Source organism: Pseudomonas sp. FBCC-B1667 (genome assembly GCF_059133255.1).
Genome location: NZ_CP101437.1, coordinates 3,636,596 through 3,663,330 on the forward strand (window position 1 = coordinate 3,636,596; position 26,735 = coordinate 3,663,330).

23 protein-coding genes are annotated in these 26,735 nt (G+C 58.6%); 15 read left to right on the forward strand and 8 right to left on the reverse strand.

Annotated features, from left to right (window positions below):
- Nucleotides 1-136: 136 nt before the first annotated feature.
- On the forward strand, nucleotides 137-916 hold the full coding sequence (locus NL116_RS16560) for a TSUP family transporter (protein ID WP_494373117.1): 780 nt from the start codon (nucleotides 137-139) through the stop codon (nucleotides 914-916).
- On the opposite strand, the gene nudC is transcribed toward NL116_RS16560, so the two are convergent.
- The 3 genes from nudC to NL116_RS16575 all read right to left on the reverse strand — a co-directional run bounded on the left by nudC (nucleotide 884) and on the right by NL116_RS16575 (nucleotide 3,443).
- Nucleotides 884-1,714, reverse strand: coding sequence for an NAD(+) diphosphatase (gene nudC / locus NL116_RS16565; protein WP_494373118.1), 831 nt, complete (start codon nucleotides 1,712-1,714; stop codon nucleotides 884-886). The genes NL116_RS16560 and nudC overlap by 33 nt on opposite strands.
- 6 nt (nucleotides 1,715-1,720) lie before the next feature.
- Entirely contained in the window at nucleotides 1,721-2,533 is an 813-nt protein-coding gene (locus NL116_RS16570) for a crotonase/enoyl-CoA hydratase family protein (protein WP_494373119.1), read from the reverse strand.
- A gap of 136 nt (nucleotides 2,534-2,669) precedes the next feature.
- The gene (locus tag NL116_RS16575) at nucleotides 2,670-3,443 is read right to left on the reverse strand and encodes a class I SAM-dependent methyltransferase (RefSeq protein ID WP_494373120.1); all 774 of its coding nucleotides are present in this window, start codon (nucleotides 3,441-3,443) and stop codon (nucleotides 2,670-2,672) included.
- A 157-nt stretch (nucleotides 3,444-3,600) separates the two neighbouring features.
- On the opposite strand from NL116_RS16575, the gene NL116_RS16580 reads away from it, so the two are divergent.
- The 3 genes from NL116_RS16580 to NL116_RS16590 are packed head-to-tail and all read left to right on the forward strand — an operon-like array spanning nucleotide 3,601 to nucleotide 5,460.
- On the forward strand, nucleotides 3,601-4,143 hold the full coding sequence (locus tag NL116_RS16580; RefSeq protein ID WP_494373121.1) for a tetratricopeptide repeat protein: 543 nt from the start codon (nucleotides 3,601-3,603) through the stop codon (nucleotides 4,141-4,143).
- Between the two features lie 55 nt (nucleotides 4,144-4,198).
- Complete coding sequence (locus NL116_RS16585; RefSeq protein ID WP_494378076.1) at nucleotides 4,199-4,696, forward strand: RNA polymerase sigma factor; 498 nt, start codon at nucleotides 4,199-4,201, stop codon at nucleotides 4,694-4,696.
- Complete coding sequence (locus NL116_RS16590) at nucleotides 4,693-5,460, forward strand: anti-sigma factor family protein (RefSeq protein ID WP_494373122.1); 768 nt, start codon at nucleotides 4,693-4,695, stop codon at nucleotides 5,458-5,460. Before NL116_RS16585 ends, NL116_RS16590 begins: the two co-directional genes overlap by 4 nt.
- Nucleotides 5,461-5,511: 51 nt before the next feature.
- On the opposite strand, the gene NL116_RS16595 is transcribed toward NL116_RS16590, so the two are convergent.
- Together NL116_RS16595 and NL116_RS16600 are read right to left on the reverse strand one after the other, a co-directional pair.
- Nucleotides 5,512-6,813, reverse strand: a complete 1,302-nt coding sequence (locus NL116_RS16595; RefSeq protein ID WP_494373123.1) for an ATP-binding protein — start codon at nucleotides 6,811-6,813, stop codon at nucleotides 5,512-5,514.
- Between the two features lie 4 nt (nucleotides 6,814-6,817).
- Nucleotides 6,818-7,519 carry a response regulator gene (locus NL116_RS16600; RefSeq protein ID WP_494373124.1) on the reverse strand — a complete coding sequence of 234 codons (702 nt, stop codon included), beginning with the start codon at nucleotides 7,517-7,519 and terminating at the stop codon, nucleotides 6,818-6,820.
- Nucleotides 7,520-7,803: 284 nt separating this feature from the next.
- Between NL116_RS16600 and NL116_RS16605 the strand changes: the two genes are divergently transcribed.
- From NL116_RS16605 to NL116_RS16635, 7 genes are all read left to right on the forward strand, one after another.
- Nucleotides 7,804-8,961, forward strand: coding sequence for an efflux RND transporter periplasmic adaptor subunit (locus NL116_RS16605; protein WP_494373125.1), 1,158 nt, complete (start codon nucleotides 7,804-7,806; stop codon nucleotides 8,959-8,961).
- A 14-nt stretch (nucleotides 8,962-8,975) separates the two neighbouring features.
- Nucleotides 8,976-12,074 (forward strand): multidrug efflux RND transporter permease subunit, encoded by a 3,099-nt coding sequence (locus NL116_RS16610; protein ID WP_494373126.1) that lies wholly within the window; start codon nucleotides 8,976-8,978, stop codon nucleotides 12,072-12,074.
- 155 nt (nucleotides 12,075-12,229) lie between these two features.
- On the forward strand, nucleotides 12,230-13,147 hold the full coding sequence (locus NL116_RS16615) for a hypothetical protein (protein ID WP_494373127.1): 918 nt from the start codon (nucleotides 12,230-12,232) through the stop codon (nucleotides 13,145-13,147).
- Nucleotides 13,148-13,235: 88 nt separating this feature from the next.
- Nucleotides 13,236-13,877, forward strand: coding sequence for a DUF1345 domain-containing protein (locus NL116_RS16620; protein ID WP_494373128.1), 642 nt, complete (start codon nucleotides 13,236-13,238; stop codon nucleotides 13,875-13,877).
- A gap of 76 nt (nucleotides 13,878-13,953) precedes the next feature.
- Complete coding sequence (locus tag NL116_RS16625) at nucleotides 13,954-14,793, forward strand: AraC family transcriptional regulator (RefSeq protein WP_494373129.1); 840 nt, start codon at nucleotides 13,954-13,956, stop codon at nucleotides 14,791-14,793.
- Between the two features lie 51 nt (nucleotides 14,794-14,844).
- Entirely contained in the window at nucleotides 14,845-15,459 is a 615-nt protein-coding gene (locus NL116_RS16630; RefSeq protein WP_494373130.1) for a LysE family translocator, read from the forward strand.
- Nucleotides 15,460-15,654: 195 nt separating this feature from the next.
- On the forward strand, nucleotides 15,655-16,113 hold the full coding sequence (locus NL116_RS16635; protein WP_494373131.1) for a hypothetical protein: 459 nt from the start codon (nucleotides 15,655-15,657) through the stop codon (nucleotides 16,111-16,113).
- Between the two features lie 57 nt (nucleotides 16,114-16,170).
- Here NL116_RS16635 and NL116_RS16640 read toward each other — a convergent pair whose 3' ends face one another.
- The 3 genes from NL116_RS16640 to NL116_RS16650 all read right to left on the reverse strand — a co-directional run bounded on the left by NL116_RS16640 (nucleotide 16,171) and on the right by NL116_RS16650 (nucleotide 22,173).
- The gene (locus NL116_RS16640) at nucleotides 16,171-18,780 is read right to left on the reverse strand and encodes an autotransporter outer membrane beta-barrel domain-containing protein (protein ID WP_494373132.1); all 2,610 of its coding nucleotides are present in this window, start codon (nucleotides 18,778-18,780) and stop codon (nucleotides 16,171-16,173) included.
- Nucleotides 18,781-19,094: 314 nt separating this feature from the next.
- The gene (locus NL116_RS16645) at nucleotides 19,095-21,197 is read right to left on the reverse strand and encodes a hypothetical protein (protein WP_494373133.1); all 2,103 of its coding nucleotides are present in this window, start codon (nucleotides 21,195-21,197) and stop codon (nucleotides 19,095-19,097) included.
- 166 nt (nucleotides 21,198-21,363) lie between these two features.
- A complete protein-coding gene (locus NL116_RS16650; RefSeq protein WP_494373134.1) occupies nucleotides 21,364-22,173 on the reverse strand; it encodes a hypothetical protein in 810 nt (269 codons plus the stop codon).
- A gap of 238 nt (nucleotides 22,174-22,411) precedes the next feature.
- Between NL116_RS16650 and NL116_RS16655 the strand changes: the two genes are divergently transcribed.
- From NL116_RS16655 to NL116_RS16670, 4 genes are all read left to right on the forward strand, one after another.
- Nucleotides 22,412-23,437 (forward strand): LacI family DNA-binding transcriptional regulator, encoded by a 1,026-nt coding sequence (locus NL116_RS16655; RefSeq protein ID WP_494373135.1) that lies wholly within the window; start codon nucleotides 22,412-22,414, stop codon nucleotides 23,435-23,437.
- 152 nt (nucleotides 23,438-23,589) lie between these two features.
- A complete protein-coding gene (locus NL116_RS16660) occupies nucleotides 23,590-24,372 on the forward strand; it encodes a sugar phosphate isomerase/epimerase family protein (RefSeq protein WP_494373136.1) in 783 nt (260 codons plus the stop codon).
- The gene (locus NL116_RS16665; protein ID WP_494373137.1) at nucleotides 24,365-25,351 is read left to right on the forward strand and encodes a sugar kinase; all 987 of its coding nucleotides are present in this window, start codon (nucleotides 24,365-24,367) and stop codon (nucleotides 25,349-25,351) included. The genes NL116_RS16660 and NL116_RS16665 overlap by 8 nt, the downstream gene beginning before the upstream one ends.
- 64 nt (nucleotides 25,352-25,415) lie before the next feature.
- On the forward strand, nucleotides 25,416-26,714 hold the full coding sequence (locus tag NL116_RS16670) for an MFS transporter (RefSeq protein WP_494373138.1): 1,299 nt from the start codon (nucleotides 25,416-25,418) through the stop codon (nucleotides 26,712-26,714).
- Nucleotides 26,715-26,735: the final 21 nt, after the last annotated feature.

Genomic DNA, 26,735 nt, shown 5'->3' on the forward strand with positions numbered 1-26,735 from the left:
CTCGCTCCCACAGGGGTTCGGGTGTCGCGTAGATCCAATGAGGGGGCCAGACCGGTCGCCGCAGATGTCGGATCTAGGTAAGATACCGCTCCTTCCCCGCAGCCCTTACCTGCACCCCGCCGAATAAGCCGATTCCATGCCTTTCGAACTCAGCGTTGACCTCACCACCCTGGCCATTCTGGCTGTCGTTGCGTTTATAGCGGGCTTCATCGACGCGATTGCCGGGGGCGGTGGTCTGCTCACCACGCCGGCACTGCTGACCGCCGGCCTGCCGCCGCACCTGGTGTTGGGCACCAACAAGTTGAGTTCGTCCTTCGGCTCGGCCACCGCCAGTTTCACCTTCTACCGACGCAAGCTGTTCCATCCCAGGCAGTGGGTGCATGCCATCGTCGGTACCCTGGTCGGCGCATTGACCGGCGCCATTGTCGCGCATTACTTGCCCGCCGAGTGGCTAAACAAAATGCTCCCAGTGATTGTCTTCGCCTGCGGCGTGTACCTGTTGTTCGGGGGCACACCCAAGGCACCGCTGGACAGCGATGCACCGATCAAGAAAAAGTGGCAGTCGACCCAAGGTTTCAGCCTCGGTTTCTACGACGGCGTGGCCGGTCCGGGCACGGGCGCGTTCTGGACCGTCAGCACTCTGCTGATGTACCCCGTCGATCTGGTGAAGGCCAGCGGCGTGGCGCGCAGCATGAACTTCGTCAGCAACATTGCGGCGCTGTCGGTGTTTGTATTTTCCGGCCAGGTGGACTGGATCATCGGCCTGAGCATGGGCGTGTCGGTGATGGCCGGCGCCTTCTTTGGCGCTCGCACCGCCATCAGCGGCGGCGCGAAGTTCATTCGTCCGGTGTTTATCACCGTCGTGCTGGGCTTGACCGTGCGCCTAGCCTGGCAGCATTGGTTCAGCGTGGCCTAAGCGCCGCGCCACATACACGTCGATCAGGTAACGGGCAATCGAGCGCGACGCCGGCAACGGCGGCAGCGCGTGGATGTTGAACCACTGGGCGTCTTCGATCTCGTCTTCCTGACAGACGATCTCACCGCCAGCGTATTCAGCATGGAAGCCGAGCATCATCGAGTGCGGGAACGGCCAGCACTGGCTGCCCAGGTACTGGATGTTCTTGACCTCGATCTGCACTTCCTCGCGAACCTCGCGAATCAGGCAGTCCTCAGCCGACTCACCCGGCTCGGCAAACCCGGCCAACGTGCTGTAGACCCCGCTGACGAAACGCGGCGAACGGGCCAGCAGGACTTCATCGCCACGGGTCACCAGCACGATCATGCTCGGCGAGATCCGTGGGTAATAACGCAAACCACACGGCTCGCAGTACATCGCCCGTTCACGCGGTACCTGGGTTGCGGCCTGTCCACAGTTGCCACAAAAGCGGTGCTCGCGGTACCAGGTGCCAATCTGCGCGGCATAACCAAGCACCTTGTACACCGTGTGGTCGCCGTCGAGCATAAACGCCCGCAGGCCTTTCCAGTTGCAGCCCGGGACTTCGCTGTGACTGCGCAATTCCAGCAGGTAGACCGGTTCGCCATCCAGGTGGCCGATGCCATGTTCGGCCAGGATCGACAGGTCCTGACGCTTGAGCCATTCACGCGGGAACAGCGCGCCGTTGTCATCGAACAGAAAGCCTTCCGGGCTGCGGGCCACAGCCCAGCCCCCGGGTTGATCGGTGTCCAGTACTGCAGTGGTCCAGCGTGAAGTCATGTTTAATCAGTCCAGAAATTCGGGTTTCTGTTTGCTCATATGGGCGGCCATTGCCACGCGCAAATCGGTGGATTGCAGCATGGCGGCGTTCCAGGTGGCGACGTATTCGAGGCCGTCGTCGATGCGATGGTCGCGCATGTAGCTAATCATCTCTTTGGTGCCGGTGACCGCAATCGGCGACTTGCTGGCGATTTCCCGGGCAATGCCCATGACGCCATCCAACAGCCTGGCAGTGTCGCTGTAAACGCGATTGACCAGGCCGATGGAGCGCGCTTCTTCGGCGCCAAACGTGCGACCAGTGTAAGCCAGTTCACGCAGCATGCCGTCACCGATGATACGCGGCAAGCGTTGTAAAGTGCCTACATCCGCCGCCATGCCGATGTCGATTTCCTTGATCGAGAATTGTGCGTCTTCGGCGGCATAACGCATGTCGCAGGCGGCGATCAGGTCGATGGCGCCGCCCAGGCAGTAGCCCTGAATCGCTGCCAACACCGGCTTGCGGCAGTTATCGACGGCATTGAAGGACGCTTGCAAAGCGAGGATCTTGCGGCGCAGCAGGCGCGCGTTGCGGCCAACATCCTTGCCCAATTCATTGGCCACGCCGGCCAGCATCATCAGGTCGATGCCCGATGAAAAATGCTTGCCGGCACCACTGAGCACCACCACGCGCGCTTCGTCGGTGTCGTCGACCCACTGGAAAATCTCGATGATCTCGCTCCAGAACGCGGCGTTCATGGCGTTGATCTTTTCCGGGCGGTTGATCTGCACATGGGCGATGTTGTCAGCGAGTTCGACGGTGAACGCGGTGTATTGAGACATGGCAGTGATCCTTTTACCGGGCAAAAAATGAGGTCCGGACTATAACAAGGCATTGGCGAGTGGGGTAAGGCAGTGGTTCGGCCAAAAGCGGGACTCGGCAGGGTTTTGTGGTGTGTGGGCGGGCCACACCGCCGATTCAACTGCGCTTCACTGCTACGAACGCTGCGGTTTCATAAGGCACCGTCACCACATCCCGCCCACGCAATTCTGGCTCGCCGGCAATCAACGCACGAACCTGCTCATCCACCTTCGCCCGCTGCGCCTCTGGCAGCGCCGCAATAAAACTGGTTGAACGCACCCGATTGAAAATCACATCCTCAGGCGACCCCGTGTGCCCATGACTGAAGTGCTGTGCCTGCAACGGCCCGAACGCCGGATGAGGAAACGCCCGACGCCAGGCACCGGTGTAATAACGCGGCGTATCACCTTCCAGCGCGTTGACGAGCGCATCCAGTTTTGGCACCCAACTCACCTTGGTATCGCGCAAGTTCCACACCAACCCCAACCGCCCGCCCGGTTTCAGAACCCGGGCAATTTCGGTCAGCGCTTCAGCGCTCGCAAACCAATGAAATGCCTGGGCGCAGACCACCACGTCCACACACGCATCCGGCAGCGGCAGGTCCATGGCGGTGCCGCCCACCGCCAACACCTCGGGATAGGCCAGGGATAGCTTTTCCAGCATCTGCGCCACGGGCTCGACGGCAATCACCTGCGCCCCGGTCGCCAGCAAACGGCCGGTGAATTTGCCGGTGCCGGCCCCCAGGTCGATCACGGTGCTGTCCGCGTTCAAACCCAAAGCCCCCGTCAACCAATCGGCCACGGCCGGCGGATAGTCCGGACGGCCGCGAACATAGGTGTCGGCGCCGTTTTTGTATCCCGCCGCTGCAGAATGATGAACATGGTCTTTCATGGCCGCTCTCCGCTGGACAACAAATGCTGTCGAGCATAGCGCCAAGGTTCAAGCTTTCCCTGAAATGATTGCCAGAAAGAAATGAATAATTGTTTACGCTGCGGTGTTCTTGTGACAGCACCCCGAACTATCGTGGATCAACCTCGGAGCCCTGCACATGAACCTGCGTTTTGCTTTTTTTACCGCCCCGCTGCTGATCGTCGGTTGTCTGACGGCAGCATTGACCAGCTCCCTGGTCCTGGCCCATGGCGACGATAATGAACCCGCCAAACCCGACTGTCCCAAAGGGCAGGTCTACGACTCCAGATCGCAAAAATGCCTCAAGCAAACCAGCAGTCTGGTACCCGATGCGGACCGCATCAATTACGCCTATCGTCTAGCCAAGGATGGTCGCTACGAAGAAGCCTTGGCCCTGCTCGATACACTGAAACAACCGAACACTGCCAAAGCCTTGAACTATCGCGGTTACGCCACGCGTAAACTGGGGCGCACCGACGAAGGTATCGGTTACTACCTGCAATCGGTCAAACTCGACCCGCAGTATGCGCAAGTGCGCGAATACCTCGGCGAAGCGTATGTGATCAAAGGTCGACTCGATCTGGCTCAAGAGCAACTTCAGCACATCAAATCGATTTGCAGCAGCACCTGCGAGGAATATCAGGACCTGGCCGAAGCGATAAACGATTCATCGAAAACCTGAGATCGAATAAACGACGGAGGCCGCTATCGCCAGCGATCAGGCAATACGGGCAGAACTGGGCCAACATCTGGCGCGTTTGTGGCGCTATGGCTTGCTGCTGTCCCGGCAACGGCATGTGGCCGAAGACCTGGTGCAGGCGACCTGCGTGCGGGCCCTCGAACGTGCCGCACAGTTTGTCCCCGGCACGCGCATGGACCGTTGGCTGCTGAGCATTCTGCATTCGATCTGGCTCAACGAAGTGCGCGCGCGCCGGGTGCGCCAGGGTCAAGGGTTGGTCGATGCCGAGAGCCAGTTGTCGTTTGACGGCGAGCACGCAGCACAAACCCATGTGCGCGCGGCTCAAGTGATCCGGCGTGTCGACGCGTTGCCTGAAGCCCAACGCGAAACGGTCTACCTGGCGTACGTCGAAGGGTTGTCGTACCGCGAAGTCGCCGAGGTGCTGCAAGTGCCCGTCGGGACCGTCATGAGTCGGCTGGCCGCTGCACGGGTGAAACTGGCCGAATATCCACCGCTGCACGCTGTACCGAACCCTTCCTCGGGAGAACGTCGATGAACGAACGCGCCACACTGTCGGACGAGCAACTGGTGGCCTACCTCGACGATCAGCTCGATGCCGAGCAACGCGCCCGCATCGACACGGCCATGGCCGAGGATTCGACGCTCAACCTGCGCCTGCAATGGCTGGCCCGCAGCAGCCTGCCGTTCAAGGACGCGTTTGCCCAATTGGCGCAACAGGCGCCCACGGATCGTTTGCAGTCTATGCTCGACACCTTGCCTTCGCCTGAACGCCCGTCGATGGATCGTCGCTGGTTTCTGGCGGCCGCGGCCGGGTTGGTGGTCACCAGCGTGGTGGCGGACCGTTTGTTCCTCGGCTGGCAATTGAGCCAGGAAAAGAACAACTGGCGCGGCTTGGTGGCGGATTACATGTCGCTCTATGTGCCAGAAACCCTGGATCACTTGCCCGGCGATGAAGCCACCCAACTTGCGCAACTACGCTCCATCGATACTCGCCTGGGCTTGAGCCTTGCGCCCGCGAAGTTGACCTTGCCGCGTTCTGAGTTCAAGCGCGCGCAAATCCTCGAATACGATGGTGTGCCGATAGCCCAGATTACCTATCTGGACCCGGCGAATGGACCGATGGCGCTGTGCGTCACGCTCTCCAATAGCGGCAGCCGGCACTTCGCCCGTGAGCGTCGGCATGGCATGAACGTCGTGTATTGGGCGGACATGGAGCACGCGTGGATGTTGATCGGGCACAACCCGGCGGCGGAGCTTGAAGACATCGCCAAGTTATTGCGAACCCGGCTCAGCACATAGTTCTGTAGCAACTGTCGAGCCTGCGAGGCTGCTGCTGCTGCAAAGAGCGCGTCAGGATTGGGTGGGTAGCCATAACCGGAAACGTGCGCCGCCCAGCGGCGATGGTTCGACGGTTAGCGTGCCACCCTGCGCTTCCAGCGCCCGACGGCTGATCGCCAACCCCAACCCGAACCCGCCCGTGGCCCGATCCCGACTGCGGTCCAGTCGATAAAACGGTTCAAAGACTCGCTCACGCTCATCATTCGGAATGCCGATTCCATCGTCATCCACCCAGATCTCACAGCCCTTCGCACACACCTGCACGCCAACCTGAATACGCTTTTCGCAATAGCGCATGGCATTGCGTAACAGGTTCTGAATCGCGCGCGCGGTCAGGCGCGGGTCGAGTGTGAAGCGCTCCAGTTGGCCGTGAAGCAGCACATCCATCACGATATGCGGCGACTCCAATTCTTCATCAACGCTGCCCAGAATGCTGTCGATAAACTCGTCCAGCGCCACTTCAACCTGCTCCGGCATTTGCGCCGGGTTTTGCAGGCGGCTGTAGGACAGTAACTCCAGGACCAATTCATCCAGCTCACGGATGTGCGCGACCAACCCTTGCAAGCGCTCGCGACTGGTCATGGGCAAGTCGTCGGACAGCGCCAACGCCAGGCCGAAATCCAGACGGGTCAGCGGTGTGCGCAGTTCGTGCGACACCGCGTTAAGCAAGTCGCGCTGCTGGTTCAGCAGGTTTTCGATGTCGCCGGCCATGGTGTCGAAGACATTGGCCAGGCTGCCGATGTTGGAATGCCGGGAAATCCGTGTGCGCTCGCTCAAGTGGCCTTTGCCGAAACGCTCGGCGGTGCCTTTGAGGCGTTCCAGGTCGCGCCAGTGCGGGCGCAGCCACAGCAGCAGGCAAGCGAGCATGGTGGCCCCGATCAAGACGTTGATGCTCCAGTACAACAGGCTGACGTCCATCGGGTCCGGCGGCACGATCATTTGCACCGCCGTATCCCCGTTCAGTGGCGCCACGGCGAGCGTACGCCAGCCCCAATCGCCGATGCGCACCACGTTCTCGCCACTTTGCAGGCGTTCGCGTTCGTCCAGGGTGAAATCGGGATTGTCATTGCGCGTCAACGCGATGTGCAGGGGAGCGAAATCCTTGTCCATCTCAACCGCCAACGCCGGCCACTGCGTTTCGGGCACGGCGTGGAACTGTTTAACGATGAGGGTTTGCGAGCCACGCGAATAGTCGAGATTGTAGGTGACGAAGCGTTCATGGAAGACCTTGATCACCAGGTCCGGCACCAGGTAAATCGCTGCGCTGAACGAAACGATGGTCACCAGATACAGGCGAAACAGAATCCTGAACATCGCCTCAGCATTCCCACTCGGAACGGCTGAACAGGTAACCCTTGCCCCACACCGTTTTGATCTTGCGCGCCTCGCCCGCATGGTCGTCAAACTTGCGCCGCAACTTGGAAATCGCCACGTCCACCGAACGGTCAGTGCCATTGAATTCGATGCCGCGCAGGCGTTGCAGGATCTGGTCGCGACTCAGCACTTCGCCGGCATGCCGCGCCAGCACCACCAGCAAATTGTATTCGCCACTGGACAGCTCGACCAATTGCTCGCGCCAGGTCACGGTGCGCTCGGACAAGTCGATGCACAGGTTGCCCATAAGGATGCGGTCGTTGGCGGTTTGCGGTTCGCCAAGACTGCTGCGACGCAACAGCGTGCGCACTCGAGCCAGCAGGACGCGGGGCTCGCAGGGCTTGGTGACGTAATCGTCGGCGCCCATTTCCAGGCCCAGGACCTGATCGTGGCTGTCGTCCCGGGCGGTGAGCATCAGGATCGGCAGCGTCGCCGAATCGGCCCGCAGCAAGCGGCAGACTTGCAGGCCGTCGAGGCCCGGCAGCATCAGGTCGAGGATCACCAGGTCCGGCGGATTGACCCGTGCACGTTCATGCACGTGGTCACCACGGCTGATCACACTGACCGAATAGCCGTTGCGTTCCAGGTAGCTGGCGATCAGTTCGGAGAGTGCGCAGTCGTCTTCGACCAAGAGAATGTTGGGCATGAGGTGTTCCAGAAAGTGCTGTGGCGACGGAGCGGGCCTCTTCGCGAGCAAGCCCGTGCCCCCATTAAACCGAGCTCTTCCAGCAAAATGCGGTCGAATGTGGGAGCGGGCTTGCTCACGAAGGCGGCCTCCGCTTCGCAAAAAATATCAAGTCGCCAAGGATATACGCCCTCACCCCCGCCTGAGTAAAACCCTTACACAATTTCACACAGCACCAACAAAGCTTCACCGCTACCCTCGTCCGCTCCCCGTAGGATGCGGGTGGTCATTATTGGGGTAATTCCATGTCAAAGAATCTGTTCGCCACGCTCGGTCTGCTCGCACTGGCACTGACGCTGAGCGCCTGTGACAAGTCCTCCACCGCCGCAGAACAGCCGCCGTTGGCCACCGTGCGTATCGAAACCATCGAAGCCCGGCCCCTGTCGATCACCAGCGAATTGAGCGGGCGGATTGCCGCGCCGCGGATTGCCGAAGTCCGCGCTCGTGTCGCCGGCGTCGTGTTGCAACGCACCTTCAACGAAGGCAGCGATGTCAAAAAAGGCGACGTGCTGTTCCGCATCGACCCGGCGCCGTTCAAGGCTGATCTGGACAGCGCCGAAGCGGCGTTACGCAAGGCCGAGGCCAATGCGTTCCAGGCCCGGTTGCAAGAGCAGCGTTATGCCCAGTTGATCGAAGGCAACGCCATCAGTGGCCAGGATTACGACAACGCCCGCGCCAGCGTCCGGCAAACCGCCGCCGACATTGCCGCCAATAAAGCCGCCGTGGAACGGGCGAAACTCAACCTCGGCTACGCCACCGTCACCGCACCGATTTCCGGTCGAGTCGGCCGTGCGCTGGTGACCGAAGGCGCGCTGGTCGGACAGAACGAAACCACGCCACTGGCGCTGATTCAGCAGCTCAATCCGATCCATGCCGACCTGACCCAATCGACTCGCGAACTCAACGACTTGCGCCGCGCCTTCCGCTCCGGCCAGTTGCAGCAAGTCGGCCAGGGCCAGGCCAAAGCCACGTTGATCCAGGATGACGGCAGCCTCTACCCGCTGCCGGGCAAGCTGCTGTTCACCGACATCACCGTCGATCCGGGCACTGGCCAGATCATCCTGCGCAGTGAATTCCCCAACCCCGACCTCGACTTGCTGCCCGGCAGTTTTGTGCGTGTGCGCCTGGAACAAGCGGTGAACCAGCAGGGCATCAGCGTGCCGCAACGGGCGATCCAGCGTGACAGCGCCGGCATTGCTCATGTGTTGCTGCTGGACGCCGGACAGCGCGTCGGCCTGCAACCGGTTGAACTGGGTGCAGTGCAGGACGATCGCTGGATCGTCACCGGCGGCCTCAAACCCGGCGACCGCATTGTCACCGAAGGTCTGCAACACGCACGCCCCGGTGAGCAGGTCCAGATCGACCTTTCCCCTCTTCCACTTGCCCAGGTTTCTGGTCAGTAAGCAGGACGATTTTTATGCCGCAGTTCTTTATTGATCGCCCAGTGTTTGCCTGGGTGGTCGCCTTGTTCATCCTGCTGGCTGGCGCATTGGCCATTCCGCAGTTGCCCGTGGCGCAATACCCCGACGTTGCACCGCCGCAAATTGAAATTTACGCCCAATACCCGGGCGCTTCAGCGCAGACCGTGGACGAGAGCGTGGTCAGCCTGATCGAGGAAGAACTCAACGGCGCCGACCATTTGCTGTACTTCGAATCCCAGAGCAGCCTCGGCAGCGCCACCATCAAGGCCACGTTCCAGCCGGGGACCAACCCGGAAATGGCCCAGGTCGATGTGCAAAACCGTCTGAAAGTCGTGGAATCGCGGCTGCCGCAAGCGGTCAGTCAGCAAGGCCTGCAAGTCGAGAAAGTCTCTGCCGGTTTCTTGCTGCTGGTCACCCTCACCTCCAGCGATGGCAAGCTCGACGACGTGGCGCTCAGCGATTACCTGGCGCGCAACGTGATGAACGAGATCAAGCGCCTGGACGGTGTCGGCAAAGCGCAGTTGTATGGCGCCGAACGGGCGATGCGTATCTGGATCGACCCGCAGAAGCTGATCGGTTTCAACCTGACCCCGGCTGACGTCAACGCCGCCATCGTGGCGCAGAACGCCCAGGTATCGGCCGGCAGCATCGGCGACTTGCCAACCCGCACCACCCAGGAAATCACCGCGACCATTTTGGTGAAGGGCCAGTTGTCGACGCCTGAAGAATTTGCCGACATCGTGCTCAAAGCCAACCCGGACGGTTCCACCGTGCGCATCGGCGATGTCGCGAGGGTCGAGATCGGCAGCCAGGAATACAACTTCTCCACCCGCCTGAACGGGAAGCCGTCGACAGCTGTCAGCGTGCAACTGGCGCCGGGCGCCAATGCCTTGAGCACCGCCACGTCAGTCCGCGCGAAGATGGATGAACTGTCGCGCTACTTCCCGACCGGCGTGGAGTACAAGATCCCGTACGACACCTCGCCGTTCGTTAAAGTCTCGATCACCAAAGTGGTTTACACCCTGGGCGAGGCGATGCTGCTGGTGTTTGCGGTGATGTTCCTGTTCCTGCAAAACATCCGGTACACGTTGATCCCTACCCTGGTGGTGCCGGTCGCGCTGATGGGAACCTTTGCAACCATGCTGGCGCTGGGGTTTTCGATCAACGTGCTGACCATGTTCGGCATGGTGCTGGCCATCGGCATCCTGGTGGACGACGCCATCGTGGTGGTGGAAAACGTCGAGCGAATCATGGCCACCGAAGGGCTGTCGCCGAAGGAAGCGACGCGCAAGGCGATGAAGCAGATCACCGGGGCGATCATCGGTATCACGCTGGTGCTGGTGGCGGTGTTCATTCCGATGGCGTTCATGCAGGGTTCGGTCGGGGTGATATATCAGCAGTTCTCGTTGTCGATGGCCACGTCGATTCTGTTCTCGGCGTTCCTTGCGCTGACGCTGACCCCGGCGCTGTGCGCGACGCTGCTCAAACCGATCGCCAAGGGCGAGCATCATGAAAAAACCGGTTTCTTTGGCTGGTTCAACCGTGGCTTCGAACAGTTGACCGAGCGCTATCAAGGCTGGGTTGCCTACGCGTTGAAACGTACCGGCCGATACCTGCTGATCTATGGCGTGCTGCTGATCGGTCTGGGCGTGTGTTTCAGCCGCCTGCCCTCCTCGTTCCTGCCGGTCGAGGATCAGGGTTACACCATCACCGACATTCAGCTGCCACCGGGCGCAAGCAAGAATCGGACGGTTCAGGTGGTTGAACAGATAGAAGCGCATAACGCCACGGAACCGGGGATTGGCGACAGCACGATCATTCTCGGCTTCAGTTTTTCCGGTAGCGGGCAGAACGCCGCACTGGCGTTTTCCACACTCAAGGATTGGTCTGAGCGCAGTAGCGACGATTCAGCGAGTTCAATTGCCGACCGAGCCAACGTTGCGCTGAGCCGGATCAAGGACGCGGTGGTTTTCTCTGTTCTGCCACCACCGGTTGACGGTCTCGGCACCTCCAGCGGTTTCGAATTCCGTTTGCAGGACCGTGGCGGCCTCGGCCATGCCACGCTGATGCAGGCGCGCAGCGAACTGCTCGCAGCGGCCGAGAAAAGCCCGATCCTGATGAACGTGCGGGAAAGTGCCTTGGCCGAAGCGCCGCAAGTGCAGCTGGAGGTCGACCGAAAGCAGGCCAATGCGCTGGGTGTGTCTTTTGCCGACATTGGCAATGTGCTTTCCACCGCCGTCGGTTCGGCCTACATCAACGACTTCCCCAACCAAGGACGGATGCAACGCGTCGTCGTTCAGGCCGAAGGCGATCAACGCAGTCAGGTGGCTGATCTGCTGAAGATGCACGTACGCAATACCAGCGGGAACATGGTGCCGTTGTCGGCTTTCGTCCAGGCTAAGTGGACCCAGGGCCCGGCGCAGCTGACGCGGTATAACGGCTACCCGGCGATTGCCATTTCAGGCGAACCGTCGCCGGGCCATAGCACCGGAGAAGCCATGGAGGAAATCGAGCGCCTGGTAGCACAGGGCCCGGCGGGACTGGGCCAGGAATGGACCGGGTTGTCGTTACAAGAACGCTTGTCCGGCAGTCAGGCACCGATTCTGCTCGGGCTGTCGCTGTTGATTGTGTTCCTGTGTCTGGCGGCGCTGTATGAAAGTTGGTCGATTCCGACCTCAGTGCTACTGGTGGTGCCGTTGGGTGTGCTCGGTGCGGTATTGGCCGTGACCTTTCGCGGGATGCCCAACGACGTGTTCTTCAAAGTCGGGTTGATCACCATCATTGGGCTGTCGGCGAAGAACGCGATTCTGATCATCGAATTCGCCAAGAGTCTGTACGACGAGGGGCATGACTTGATCGACGCCACGCTGCAAGCCGCGCGCCTGCGACTGCGGCCGATTGTCATGACGTCGCTGGCGTTCATCCTCGGCGTGGTGCCATTGGCAATTGCCACCGGGGCCAGTTCGGCGAGTCAGCAAGCCATCGGCACCGGGGTGATCGGCGGGATGATCACGGCGACACTGGCGGTAGTGTTTGTGCCGGTGTTTTTTGTAGTGGTGATGCAGTGGGTTAAACGCTTGAAGAAGACGGACTGAACCATTCATTCTATAAACCGCATTTTATAAGCCAACATAGCCCCGTGACCTGTCAGATCTGACAGTTCACAGGGGTTGCATTCCTCTTTACGCTGGATTCAACGCTCGACGGTGTCGTTGAGCACAAGATCCACCCTCAGCGAAGGAATGCCCAGATGAAAAAGCCAGCCAGTCGTACGACAAACGCCACTATCGGAACGTACACCGCAGCTCTTGGTGAGCGCGGAAAGTTTGTGGGCGACGAAAAAAAAATGAAGTTATACAAAGACCCTGGCGAAGGTCGCTGGTATGCACTGGCCACCCATAATGTCGAGGCAGAGCAACTCCATTTTTATGATCTCGCCATCAACATTCCTGATGAGGGCGATGTGACGAGCAAGGTTTACGACATTGATGACGACTTCAACAACCCGAAGACCGTCAAGGCCACCTTTTGGGAGCGAAATGGTCCAGGCGCCACAGCGTTCCTAGCCACGTCGGGCCGTTTGACGTTTACCATCGACGAAAACACCGAGCATGCCGCCGCCACCTTCGAGTTCGAGACAGCGGAACACATCGTTTCCGTAACCGAAGGAGGGTTCGAACTTGAAGGCTTTGACCCAAGTCTGATGGGGTCGACGGAGCGCGAAGCGTCCGGAAGTTTCACCGCTGTCATTCAAGACGGCGAGCTCACGACAGATTACAGTGCTGTTGAATTTGACCTGAGCGCGCGACCCGGTCACGACACCCATTTTCCAGTTGCGCATTGGCGGGGCTGGTCCAAACAACCTGGCTCCCCGAATGCAGTCATCGTCCTGTTTATCGCTCATACGTTAGAGACCCACAAGGTATACACGCTCACCCGTGGCAGCGCTGAAGTTCGGGCGATATACATCGATTTTGATTACTCCGGGATTCGGGGTTACTCGTCCATCGACGGGACACTCCAGCTCGACGCCGTCCCGTTGAAGGATTCATCAGAAGGAGTCTTGACGGGTTCCATCGATTTCGAAGCCGAGCTCTCTGACGGGTCAAAAACCATCAACGTGAAAAAAGGGCTGTTCCATTTCGACGGCACAAAGCGTCCGTCCTGAGCATTTTGACAAAGGGAAAAAGCCCCGCACTTGCCGCACTACTCACGGCAGGGCTATGGTGCTGCAAAGCCCCTGATCGTGAGTCTTCATGCCCTTCCTCGCCCGCACCCACCCTCGCCTGTCGGCCGCCGCCACCCTTGGCGTCGCGGCAGGCATTCTGGCTCCGGCCGATTCGATCATCAGCAAAATCCTCATTGGCTGGAATGTCGGGGTTTGGACTTACCTGATTCTGATGCTTTGGCTCGCCGCTCGCGCCAAGGCTCCGGACGTGAAACGCATCGCCGAGATCGAAGATGAAAACGCCGGGCTGGTGTTGTTCGTGGTGTGCATTGCCGCGCTTGCCAGTCTCGCGACCATCACCTTCGAACTGGCCGGCAGCAAGGATTTGGAAACCACGCGCAAGCTCCTGCATTACGGCTTCACTGCGCTGTCGGTCATCGGTTCATGGCTGCTGATCGGCGTGATTTTCAGCGTGCATTACGCTCGTCTGTTCTACACCTGGGACGGCAAATACTTGGCATTGCGTTTCGCTGAAGGGCTGGAAACGCCCAACTATTGGGACTTCCTGTATTTCTCTTTCACTATCAGCGCGGCGGTACAAACCTCCGATGTCGGCGTAGCGACTCGAGGCATGCGAAAGATTGTGCTGGCTCAATCGCTGATCGGTTTTCTGTTCAACACGGCCATTCTCGGATTCTCGATCAACATCGCCGCGGGGCTGTTCAACTGACTCGTGCACAAACGTTCTAGTCATCAGCCTCGTCGCCGACGTTAAATAAGTCGGCAATTCGCCCAACAGGTGCCGCATGACCACTCACAATTGGCTCGACCTGGCCCAGGATGCCGACACTGGCATTGAGACCTTGCGCGCGCATTTCGAAGGGCACGCTTATGATCCGCACTGGCACGACAGCTATCTGGTGGGAGTCACCGAGCAAGGTGTCCAGCAATTCAATTGTCGGCGCACCCGACACCAAAGCACGCCGGGCAAGGTGTTTTTGCTCGAACCGGGTGACATCCACGACGGCGAAGCGCCGACCGAGGACGGCTTCACCTATCGCATGCTGTACCTCGATCCGCAGTGGCTCAAGCGCGAACTCCGTGCGGTATTCGAGAATGCACCCGACAACGGTCAATTGAGTTTCGCCAACACCCTGGCCAGCGACGCACGACTGGCTCATGCCACCAGCCTGGCCTTCCAGACGCTGCATGGCAGTGAACTGAAGATCGTGCGCCAGACCGCCCTCGACGGTTTGCTTGAACGCCTGACCAGCCACCTGCACTGGCGCACGCGCTATGCCGAAGATCCGCGCCTGCCGCTGGTTGCGAAAAAGGCCCGTGAGTACTTGCACGCCAACGTTCAGTACGACATCGGCCTCGACCAGGTGGCGGCGGCAACCGGTGTCGACCGATTCCGCCTGACCCGCGCGTTCAAGGCTGCCTATGGCCTGGCGCCCCACGCTTATCTGGTGCAACTGCGACTGGCCACTGCCCGACGCCTGCTGGCCCGTGGCGAACAACCCGCGGCGGTGGCGATGGAGCTGGGTTTTGCCGACCAGAGCCATCTGGGGCGTTGGTTCGTGCGGGCTTACGGTTTGACACCGGCCCTGTACCGCAAGCGCTGCTCAAATCTTCCAGACGCTTGAGGCGGATTTTGTGAGGATCAGCTCCTGAGATCAGTCACGGAGCCTTTTGTCATGTTGTCCACTTTCCCCACGCTGTTGCCGTTTGTGCTGTTCGCTTTTGTCGCGTCCATCACGCCGGGACCGACCAATATTCTGGTGCTGAGCAACAGCGCTCGTTATGGTTTCAAGGCGACATTGCCGATCATCGTCGGTGCGTGCGCCAGTGCGGCGCTGATTGTATTGCTGGTAGGCAGCGGTTTGGGGCGAGCCTTGAACGCTCACCCCCTTATAGAAACATTCATGCGCTGGGCTGGCATTGTCTGGCTCAGTTATCTGGCGTGGAAGATTTACCGCTTGCCGCCAGACAAGGTCGATCCACAGTCCCCGTCCCACACGCCCCAATTCGGGTTATGGGGCGCGGCCGGGCTCCAGTGGATAAACCCCAAGACCTGGATGATGGCGTTGGCCGTGGTCGGTGTATTTTCCGGAGGCGGTACAGCAAAAATGCTGCAAGTGATGCAGTGGTCACTGGTGTTCTTTTTGGTCTCGCTGCCGTGCGTAGGGGCCTGGGCGATAGTGGGGGCGAAGTCTGGCAGAGTGTTGCGCTCACCCGCCGCGCAAAGGCGTTTCAATAGAGGGATGAGCGTGTTGTTGCTATGTGCTGTCTGGTGGCCGGTCACGGTATAGAAAGAGCGTGACAAGAAGCTGTCAGCAGACAGTATGGGCAATGGTTACATCATTAATTTCACGAATGCCAGCCCTTGTAAACTGTCAACAATGACAGTTTACAACCCACCCCTTAACGGGCTTTTATAGTTCATCCAGGATTAGGGCCACCCATGGCCTTTGGATACCTTACTTAACGTAACGGAGACCGAATCCATGAACGCTGTCATCAAACGTATCAGCTTTGCAGAGGGCAACTATGTCACTGCCACCGCTTTTGCAACTCACAAAGAAATCCCGGATTTTATCGCTACTTCCCGTCTCATCGACAAGGTCAAAGCTGGCCCTAATAAAACTGACGCTGTATTGATTACAGCCATTGACCGGCCAGTCCCCAAAACGAAAGCAAAAAGTTTGCCGGCTCGAGAAATCCATGTGTGCATAGCTGCCGATTTCGAACCGGGTGTGTATGCGCTGAAAAATCGAGATGACGTGAGCTTTAGTTTCAAAGACGAAGACGGCACCATCTACGAAGGTGAATCGGGTGAAATCAAACTGGAGCCAGCGCTAGGAAATAACGTCAAGGGCTCTTTCAATATCAACCTCGAAGTGCCCAATACTAACGGCGAGACCTTTATTCTCAAAGGCGAATTTCAAGTACTAAAAGTCGAATAGTTGAATTGTCATCAATAAAAAAGGGAAGCCAGCGCTTCCCTTTTTTACGTCGCCCACTCAGAACGAGTAATGAGCCCCCATATTCACACCGTAATCCTTGGTCACATTGTCACCTTTACTGGTTTCCAGTTCAGCGTGCAGTTGCCAGCGATTGGTCAATGTCAACGCCCCCCCGAACCCGACTTCAAGCCGGTTGCCCGACAGGTCATTGTTGAACTTGTTGTTGTTGACTCGCACTTCGTTATTATTCACGAACTCACGAACCACAGCGGCCCGAACATGCGGTTGCAAAACGCTGCCGTTGGCCAGTGTCAGGCCGCGCCCCAGCGTCACACCCGCCTTGCCTAGCAGCGAACGCGTGGTGTCGGCATCAGCATTCAAACCGTTATCCAGATTGAAATTCTTGCCTTGCACGGCGGCGCCCTGCCACTGGGTAAATACTTCTGCGTAATACCCCTCGTTGAAGTCGATGTGCTTGCCAAACTCGGCGGACACGCTGGCGCCCAGGTTGTTGTAATGCCCCTTGGTCAGACTGCCGTCACTCATCGATACCTTCGCGTCGTTGCGGAAATGATTGAGTTTGGCCACGGTATCCAGGTAGTAACCGCTATCGCCCAGCCACGTGCCGTAGAGGCCAATGGACGTGCTGTCGATTTCACCGGAGCTGCCGCGACTCAAGTCGAGGTTCGACTTGCTGTAGCCGGCAAACACGCCCAGTAATACCTGCTCGCCTGCAATCTGTACCGGCGTGTCGACACCCATGGAAAGCCCATACTGGTTCTGGCTGTAACCATCACCGTAAGCGTTGTTGCTGATGCTGTATCGGCTACCGAAAGAGCGGGCCCATGCCCCGGTTTGTCCAGCGTTGGCGCGTAAATCCCCCATTCGGTTATTCAATAGAACAGTCTCGCCCCAGACCACTGTCGGCGCTGCGGCGGAAATCGCCAGGACCGTACGAGTCGGCGTGCTGACGACTGCTTTATCAGGTTGCAGGTACCAGTCATTACCTTCCTTGGCCAAGCGGTAAGTGAATGCCCCAACGTCGACCCGATCGTTGACGAGGCCGTACTGAGCACTGCCTGCGACGCTCTGCACGACCTTGATCGACGAATCATTGACCGGATCAAGACCTGTGCTACTCACCAGTAACTGATGATTGCCGACAGCGCTGCCGGTGACGTTCAACAGGTCGCTGACGCCCGTGTTGAAATCCGTGCCCAACTCAAACATCCCCCTGCCTGACAGGTTGGCCACGTTCAGCTGGAAGTAATCCTGATTCCCGCCGAAACGTACCCGGCCGCCATTGAGCGTGAGGTTGTTAACCGACTGACTGTCAGTCATTTGCCACAGCGCATTATTGTTGATGCCGACATTGGCGACATTGTTGATCTGACCGGTCAGGCTGGCACCGTTGTCTACTGTCAAAATGGAAATACTTTCAGGGGCGGCAGTGACATTGCCTTTCATTACGCTCTGGTTGGTGATCGTTGCATTAGCGACCTCTTGAAAATTACCGGTGAACGTCGACGCGTTGTCGATCAACACGCTAGCAGCGCCCACCACGTTGCCTGTCATCACACTCTGGTGGTTGATCGTTGCATTGGCGACATTTTGCAAATTGCCATTGAGCGTCGACGCGTTGTCGATCACCACACTAGCCCCGCCCACCATGTCGCCCGTCATCACGCTCTGGTGATTGATCACTGCATTGGTCACATTTTGCAGATTGCCAGTAAGCGTAGATGCGTTGTCGATTACCACGCTGGAGGCGCCCAACACGTCGCCAGTCATCCGCGCCTGATTGTTGAGTGTTGCAGAGGTCACGCTCTGTAAGTCACCGACCAACGACGCATCGTTTTGCAAAGTGACGTCGGCTGAGCCACCTGAAGCGACCACGACATTACCGGTCAGGTCGCTGTTATCCACCAGAAAATTGACCTGCGCGCCCGGGCGGACTTCCAGCACCGTGTTGTTACCGGAAACCAGGGTCGAGCGATTGCGTACCTGAATGTTGGCCACCGTTGGAAAGTTCGGCGCATTGATGCCGACCACAATGGCCGAGTCGGTTCTGCCTTCCACCCGAGTACTGTCCAGTACGATAGTGGTAGGGATAACCGTCGTTGCAAGGGTGTCAGTGCCCACGGTCACGCCGTTGAGGCCACCGGTAATTGTGCTTCCACTGGCCACCAATGACCCCTCAAGCAGGCGAACTCCGAAGCTGTTGGCGCCAGTGCCTTCAACGGTCGAGTTCTGGACATTGATGTCACTGAAACGGTTACCCGCGATCCCCCCTTGGAAACCTTGAACAACAGACCGGTCACGCAGGGTGACCTTGGAACCACCGACACTTGAAACACCGCGTACAGCGGAGATACCCACACCCGTGCCACTGGTCACCGTTGAGTTGCTCAGCGCGGCACTGGCGTTCGTCAGGGAAATACCGTGGACAAAACCACCTGCTCCGTTAGTGGTCGTGCTCGAGTTGCTCAGGTCGACTGTCCCACCTGCTGCACTGGTGATACCGAGCGTTGTGGCACCGGCGCCGATCAATGCGGCGTTGGTTTGCAGTTGCCAGGTCTCAACGGGGGTAGTGGCGTCGATGGACTGACTGGTGCCCGTCGGGACAGTGGCAGCCTGGATCAGGGAAGAAGTCAACATCAAGGACATGAATGATAATGTCCAGATGCCGTTCGATGTCTGGGGAAATGGAAGTTGCGTTTTTGACGACATAGTTGAGTCCTACTCGATTGCATTCCGTCAGGAATAAGTCTCCGACTCAAACGGTGCGCAAGCCGGACTAAAACGGCCGCCAGACTACGGTTTACCTACCCTGCGATATGTAGGACAAATCTTTGTGTATGTACGACTTATCCATTTTTGATGTGCGAGGCTCCGTATCTGGGCGGAAATACTTCGCTTCCACTGAGGGAGACGACAACTAATGCCGCCTCCATCAGTAGGAAGTTTTACTTGAAGTTCAATTAAGTAACCTCAGGACGCTCTTGCTCGCAATACACCAGGCTCGAGTTCAACAGCGCCACGGGCACGATGGTCTCGGACACAATCCCGTTGACGGTGTAAGCAATTCGCGCAAAGCGAATAGTTGGACGTTGACCCACGCTGGGGCTTGGCAACTGGATCGTTCTGATTGCCGTGTAGTCCGTCAGCCTGAATTCCAGGTCACCGCTCTCCGGCATCGGCGACGAAGCGAGAATTTGTGTGCCTGCGATGGCAACCCCGCCCACCGCGTTGGTCGCCCGGCCTTCAAAATCCAGATTGACCATGGCACCCGTCGGGATGTTGACATCGCGGCGGATCCTGATCCGTAGCTGGCGCTGCTGATAAGGCGGCATGGGACCATTCACCACCGTCGGGTGGTTGAGGCTTGGACAGTTAATGCTGGTCGCGACACGCTCCGGCACCAACGTGGTTGCCGTCCTGAAGGCAGACACAATAATTTGTGCCACCGGCAGATTGATCACAATCGCAGTCACATCCACTTTGGTGGTGATCAGCTGTTTCATCACGTTGTCACTGCCAGGGTATTCGACAGTGATGTACGCCTCACGGGCAGTAGCGCCAGTACCGTTGCCTTCAGCCAGAATCGTCGCCCACGGCAAGTTGGTGGTAACCGTTGTATCGCCAACACGCACGGGGGTCGGACCACCCACCAGTTTGCCCTGGTAGTAGAATTTGACGATTTCACGGCCTGTTACCGGTCGATTCGGGTCGATCCACACAGGCCAGTTCATGGCTGCAGCCAAGCCCGCCTGAGCTGGGCCAAGGGTGTTGGGGGCTGGTGCCGGTGTGCCGGCGCCCTGGATCACCACAGGTGGAATGTTTGGGTTTTCCAGGTCCGGCAAGTTGGGTTGTTCCGGTCCGGCGTACGAAAAGTTGATCACGCCAAAGGTGGACGGCGAAACGGGATTGACCGCGATAGTCGGGCGACTCAATTCATACCAACACTCGAACTCCACCTCCTCGGCCCCGTTCGCATCTCCAAAAACCTGAGCCCAGACGTCGTAGTCCACGTCGAACAACAGTGGGCCGGTGCCGGTGGCTGGAATGGATTGCTCCGGCAACATAATAGGCCCACCCGCCGGGTCGGAAGTGATGTACGGAATGATCCGGTCACCGGGTAACGAATTAAGGGGATGTTTGATTTCAACAGTGACTTTGTTCGGTGCTGTGAGCGACACAAAGGTAATCGGTGTACGACCCAGGATGGTTGGCGCTTCGAGGACGGGCGCCGGTGTCTTGACCCTTCTGAATGCGTTGGTGATGTTAGCGTTATTGCTGATATTGCCCGGTAAGTCGGTGAGATTGTAGGAAGAAAAGTAAGAGCCCTCGGCCAAGGTACTCAAATACGCTAACGGAATGTTGATCAGGCCACCGACTGGCAGGGGAAAATCGGAAACCGCTGCCCCTTCGCCTTGCATCAATGGAAAGGTGGTTTGCGTAGAGAGAAAATAGTTGACCCTGTCGTTGCCCGCTTCAAATTTTGTATAACCGGTGGGAATGGTCAGATTCAGGCCACCTGCGTTAGCCGGGTTGTTCAACCAGGCGTCGTCGATAATGGCAGGTACGCCTGTCAGCACTACGGACAGCGGGCGTGAGCCCGTGCCGTTGCCTCTGCCGGGTTGCGGTTGGTAAGGCGCAGTCAAGTCGACCAGGGCTTCGGCGAACGGACTCGATGTATCGACGTTATCAAAGGCATCGTAAATGATGAATGCCAATTCGTAAGGCGCGTAATCACCGTTAATATCGAACTTATCGATCAGCGTCGTGGTCGCAATTACGAAATCGATCGGGAATGTCCAGTTCCCTCCGGGCTGATCGGCTTTGAGCAGGGTAGCGACAACATAGGTGGGATCGAATTCGACAGGGGCTTCACCTTTCGGGAAAAGATGAAGTTCAATTTTGGCGGCGCCATCCGGGCTTTTGTCGTCAATATCGGCTAATTGCACTGTTATTTTTCTGTCCACCCTGAGTTGCTGATAAGTCAGGCGGCCATCCGTTAGTTTGCCAACAATGGTCGGTGGTAAAGCCAGAACCCCACCACCTGTTTTAACTTGCATATTCATTTCGCACTCTCCATCAATAAGTTCAATCATTGGCACGCACACGTAATTGCCCGATGGAGAACCGCGCGACTGCTGGCTGCATGCTCCGACAATCCGGCATTGACGTCTTTAAGATTAAAACGCTGTTAAACGTTAAACACTTGCACCTTGTTGCTCTTTCAATGCATCACGGACCGCAAAACGTTGGACTCCCTGAATTAACGCGATCAATTTTGACCAAGCCCGCAGCGGACTTCCCCTGTGGAATACCATCACGATAAAGCGAATAACTGACCAAGGCCGAACCGAGCCCCTTAGTAATGGGCCTAATGAGCCTGTCATACCGTTTGAGAACAAAGTCGAAACCACTGACCGCTTGTTCAGCCGTTAAGGTCTTGGTAAAACGCGTGGCGGTGTTCGGGATGGCGCCGATTGCATTCAAACTCTCGAAAGACTCCCAATCCAGGAAACACTGGTCGCCGCGTTTGAACTTGCCCGCTTGTGGCGGGATACGAACCCGAATTTCCTCCCACATGGGCGGGACCGTATTGCAATTTAAATACCCCCACAATGTGGCGTTGGGGAACACCGGTTCTAACAGATTGATCGGTATTTGAACTTTCAAGGTGAATCGTTGTGGCAACGCTGAGTCCTCGTTGCCAGTATCTCCCGACGTCACCCGGTACCGAAGGCTGATTTCGCCTTCACGTTTCAGGTATTGGGCCGGCAGGTGGAACCGTGCCGGGAGGGTGATCGGGACCGGAAATCGATTGCTGTAGAAAAGCGTTTCAACCGCAACACCCGGTTCCAGCACCCAGATTTCCAACAAGTCGCTGTTGCCGATCTCAACGGATGGCGCGTCCCACAGAGGGATGTTCAGGTTTACACCATTGGTTGATGCATCGGCTGGCAACTGCGCCGTGGGATCGTTTGGATCTACGCCCTCCACCGTGAATGCTCGGGCAAACACACCAATCCCGGTATTTGTCGACGCCATTTGCTGTTCTCCGGCTAAGAACGGTTGGGTGAACCCTGAAGAAATTAGACCCGCTTATCTTCTGGATGCCTACTGTCAGATCTGACAGGTTTTTCGACCGTTCATCGGAACGTCAGCCTTTCTTGCGCTGTGCGCACGTACGGCTGGGCTTGACGGAAGGTCATTAATGGAGTTTCCTGAAACCGGTTTCAGTGCAATGTACCTGAACCTGTTAACTCCAATAAAAAGGTCGTCCCCCTTGAACGATTTCTCCGCCGCCCAGCGCAGCCGCGTCACCATGCTCGACGTCGCCGAACACGCTGGTGTCTCCAAGGCCAGCGTCTCGCGTTTCATAGGCGAGGACCGCGCCCTGCTCTCAGATGCCACCGCCTTGCGCATCGAGCAGGCCATTGCCGAACTCGGCTACCGCCCCAACCAGATGGCACGCGGCCTGAAACGCGGACGAACCCGCCTGATCGGCATGCTGGTGGCCGATATCCGCAATCCTTATTCAATTGCGGTGATGCACGGGGTGGAAACCGCCTGCCGTCAGCACGGCTACAGCCTGGTGGTGTGTAACACCGACCGGAATGACGATCAGGAACGTCAGCACCTGGCGTTGCTGCGCTCCTACAACATCGAAGGCTTGATCGTGAACACGCTGGGTCATCACCGCGACGAACTTCGTGAGTTGCATCGGGAGATGCCGATGGTGCTGGTGGATCGCAAGGTCGAACAGTTGGACAGTGATCTGGTAGGGCTGGATAACCCGGCGGCCGTGGAAATGGCCCTCACCCACTTGCAGGATCGCGGTTATCGGGATGTGTTGATGGTGACCGAGCCGTTTGACGGCACCAGCTCCCGGATCGAGCGGGTCAGCAGTTTCAAGACGCAGATTGAGCAACGCCTGGCGCTGAACGGTGCAGTGGTCGAAACCGGTAGCGAGTTGACTGCTCACGTCAAGACCTTCTTGAACACTCCCGGCCCCGGCCCGAAAGCACTGTTTTGCGCCAATGGCATTGCGGCGTTGGCCACTACGCATTCGTTGCGTGAGTTGCAGTGCAATTTGTTTGCGGACGTCGGGTTGATTGCGCTGGATGAGCTGGATTGGTATCCGTTGGTGGGAAGCGGTATTACCGCCCTCGCCCAGCCGACGGCGCAGATTGGCGCGAGCGCGTTTGAGTGTCTGCTAAAGCGGTTGCGTGGGGATATCGGGGCGGTGCGAACACTGGATTTTTCGGCGCGATTGATTGTGCGGGGGTCAACTCTTGGGAATCTTCAGTGAATGTCATGGCCCCTTCGCGAGCAAGCCCGCTCCCACAGATGAACGCACGCCGATGTGGAGCCTGCTCGCGAAGAGGCCCCGAATAATACCGCCCTATTCAGCCATGCATTTTTTTTGAACAAAAATGAAACCGGTTTCAGAGGTATAAAACAATGAACACACCGCCCGTTTCCATCAGCCTGTCCAGCTACGGCGCAGACCTTGTGCGCCAACGCGGCCAAGGCAGTTTTATCGATGTGCTGGCCGCCGCCGGCGCCACGCGCATTGAATGGCGCGAAGAGCTGCTGACCGATGAAAATCCGCTGCAACTGGCCGACAACAGCCACGCCCAGGGCCTGGAAAGCATCTATTCATCGCCAATAGAGCTGTGGCTGGCCGGTCAGTCAAAACCCAATCCCGAATTGTCCGCGACCCTGGCGCGTGCCCAAGCGTTCGGCGCCAAATGGCTGAAAGTCTCACTGGGGTACTTCACCGACAACAATGATCTTCAGGCACTCAGCCGCGTCCTCGACCAGAGCCCGGTACAGGTACTGGTGGAAAACGACCAGACCTTGCACGGCGGCCGTATCGAACCCTTCCAGCGCTTTTTTACCCAAGTCGAACACCACACTGTGCCGATCAAAATGACCTTCGACATCGGCAACTGGCACTGGCAGGACCAATCCGCCGCCAGCGCCGCACGGCTGCTCGGTCGACACGTCGGCTACGTGCATTGCAAAGCCGTGAGCCGCCGGGCCGACGGCAAACTGGTCGCCATCCCGCCCACCGCCAGCGACGTGCAGGAGTGGGAACACCTGCTGCGGCACATGGCCCAAGGCGTTATGCGGGCGGCGGAATATCCGCTGCAAGGCGATGATCTGGTGCAACTGACCACCGAGCACGTCGCCACCCTCGCCCGCCTCGGTCAATCCCGGTTGGAGAGCGCTCATGTCTGAGTTCGATATCCTGTCGTTCGGCGAAACCATGGCGATGTTTGTCGCCGAGCAAAGCGGTGATCTGGCAAAGGTTGGCCAGTTCCACAAACGCATTGCCGGGGCGGACAGCAACGTTGCGATTGGTCTTTCACGGCTTGGCTTTAATGTGGCGTGGCTGAGTCGGGTCGGCGCCGATTCATTGGGCCGATTTGTCGTCGATACGCTGCGCAGAGAAGGCCTGGATTGCAGCAACGTCGCCATCGACCCGGCACACCCGACCGGTTTTCAATTCAAGTCCCGTACCGACGATGGCAGCGATCCGGCAGTCGAGTATTTCCGTCGTGGTTCGGCCGCCAGCCACTTGTCCGTGCAATCGATCTCGCCGTCATTGCTCAACGCCCGGCACTTGCACGCCACCGGCATTCCACCGGCGCTTTCTGCGTCTGCCCGGGAAATGTCCTTCGAATTGATGACCCGCCTGCGCAATGCCGGGCGCAGCGTGTCGTTCGACCCTAACTTGCGCCCGAGCCTGTGGGACAGCGAGCAACAGATGATTACCGAAATCAACCGTCTCGCCGCCCTCGCCCATTGGGTGCTCCCGGGGCTGAGTGAAGGCCGCTTGCTGACCGGGTTTGAAGACCCGGCAGACATTGCGGCGTTTTATCTGGACCTGGGTGTTGAAGCGGTGGCGATCAAACTCGGCCCGCATGGGGCGTATTACCGCACCCAGCTGGATCAGGGGTTTGTCGCGGGTGTGCCGGTGCAAACCGTGGTGGATACGGTCGGCGCTGGCGACGGCTTTGCGGTCGGTCTGATCAGTGCGTTGCTGGAAAACCACAGCGTCGCCGATGCGGTGCGGCGTGCCAACTGGATTGGCAGCCGTGCGGTGCAGAGTCGGGGGGATATGGAAGGGTTGCCGACCCGGCTGGAATTATCTGCTGAATGTGAGGGCCCCTTCGCGAGCAGGCTCGCTCCCACAGGGGAATTGTGTCCGTCCTAGATCCACGTCACTGAAGATGTCACTACCTGCTGCGACAAAAACAACAAGCTCAGGAGCACCACCCATGAAAACCGCCTCACTCGCCACCCGCCGCTGGTGGTACATCATGCCCATCGTGTTCATCACCTACAGCCTGGCGTATCTGGACCGCGCCAACTATGGCTTCGCCGCTGCCTCGGGCATGGCCGCCGACCTGATGATCACGCCGGGCCTGTCGTCGATGCTCGGCGCACTGTTCTTCCTCGGTTACTTTTTCTTCCAGGTACCGGGCGCGATCTACGCGCAGAAACACAGCGTGAAGAAGCTGATTTTCGTCAGCCTGATCCTCTGGGGCGCACTCGCGACGCTGACCGGGATCGTCTCCAACGCCTACTGGCTGGTCGTCATCCGCTTCATGCTTGGGGTGGTTGAAGCCGCTGTCATGCCGGCGATGCTGGTCTATTTGTGCCATTGGTTTACTCGAGCCGAACGCTCGCGGGCCAACACCTTCCTGATCCTCGGCAACCCGGTGACCATGCTCTGGATGTCGGTGGTGTCGGGCTATCTGGTGCAGCATTACAGCTGGCGCTGGATGTTCATCATCGAAGGGTTGCCAGCGGTGCTGTGGGCGTTTATCTGGTGGCGCCTGGCGGATGATCGTCCGGCCCAGGCCAAGTGGCTCACCGATCAAGAGAAGCAGGACCTGGAAAGCGCCCTCGCCGCCGAACAGGTCGGCATCAAAGCGGTGAAAAACTACGCCGAAGCCTTTCGTTCGCCGAAGGTGATCATCCTGGCGTTGCAGTTTTTCTGCTGGAGCATTGGCGTTTACGGCTTCGTGCTGTGGCTGCCGTCGATCCTCAAGGCCGGCGCGCAGATGGACATGATCGAGGCCGGTTGGCTGTCGGCGCTGCCCTATCTGGCGGCGGTGATCGGCATGTTGCTGGTGTCCTGGGGGTCGGACAAATTGCAGAAACGCAAACGCTTCGTCTGGCCGCCGCTGCTGATCGCCTCCATCGCGTTCTACGGCTCATACGCCTTGGGCGCCGAACATTTCTGGTGGTCCTACACCTTGCTGGTGATCGCCGGCGCCTGCATGTATGCGCCGTACGGGCCGTTTTTCGCCATCGTTCCGGAAATCCTCCCGGCCAACGTCGCGGGCGGTGCCATGGCATTGATCAACAGCATGGGCGCGCTCGGTTCGTTTGGCGGCTCGTACCTGGTCGGCTACCTGAACAGCTCCACCGGCTCGCCCGGCGCTTCGTATTTGCTGATGAGCGGCGCGTTGATGCTGTCGGTGGTGCTGACGATTTTCCTCAAGCCCGGCGCCAGTGACCGCGTCGTGGCCAAGGCTGCTGCGCCACGGCCAGCGGCTGCTCACCCTTGATTTGACGTTGAGATGATGACG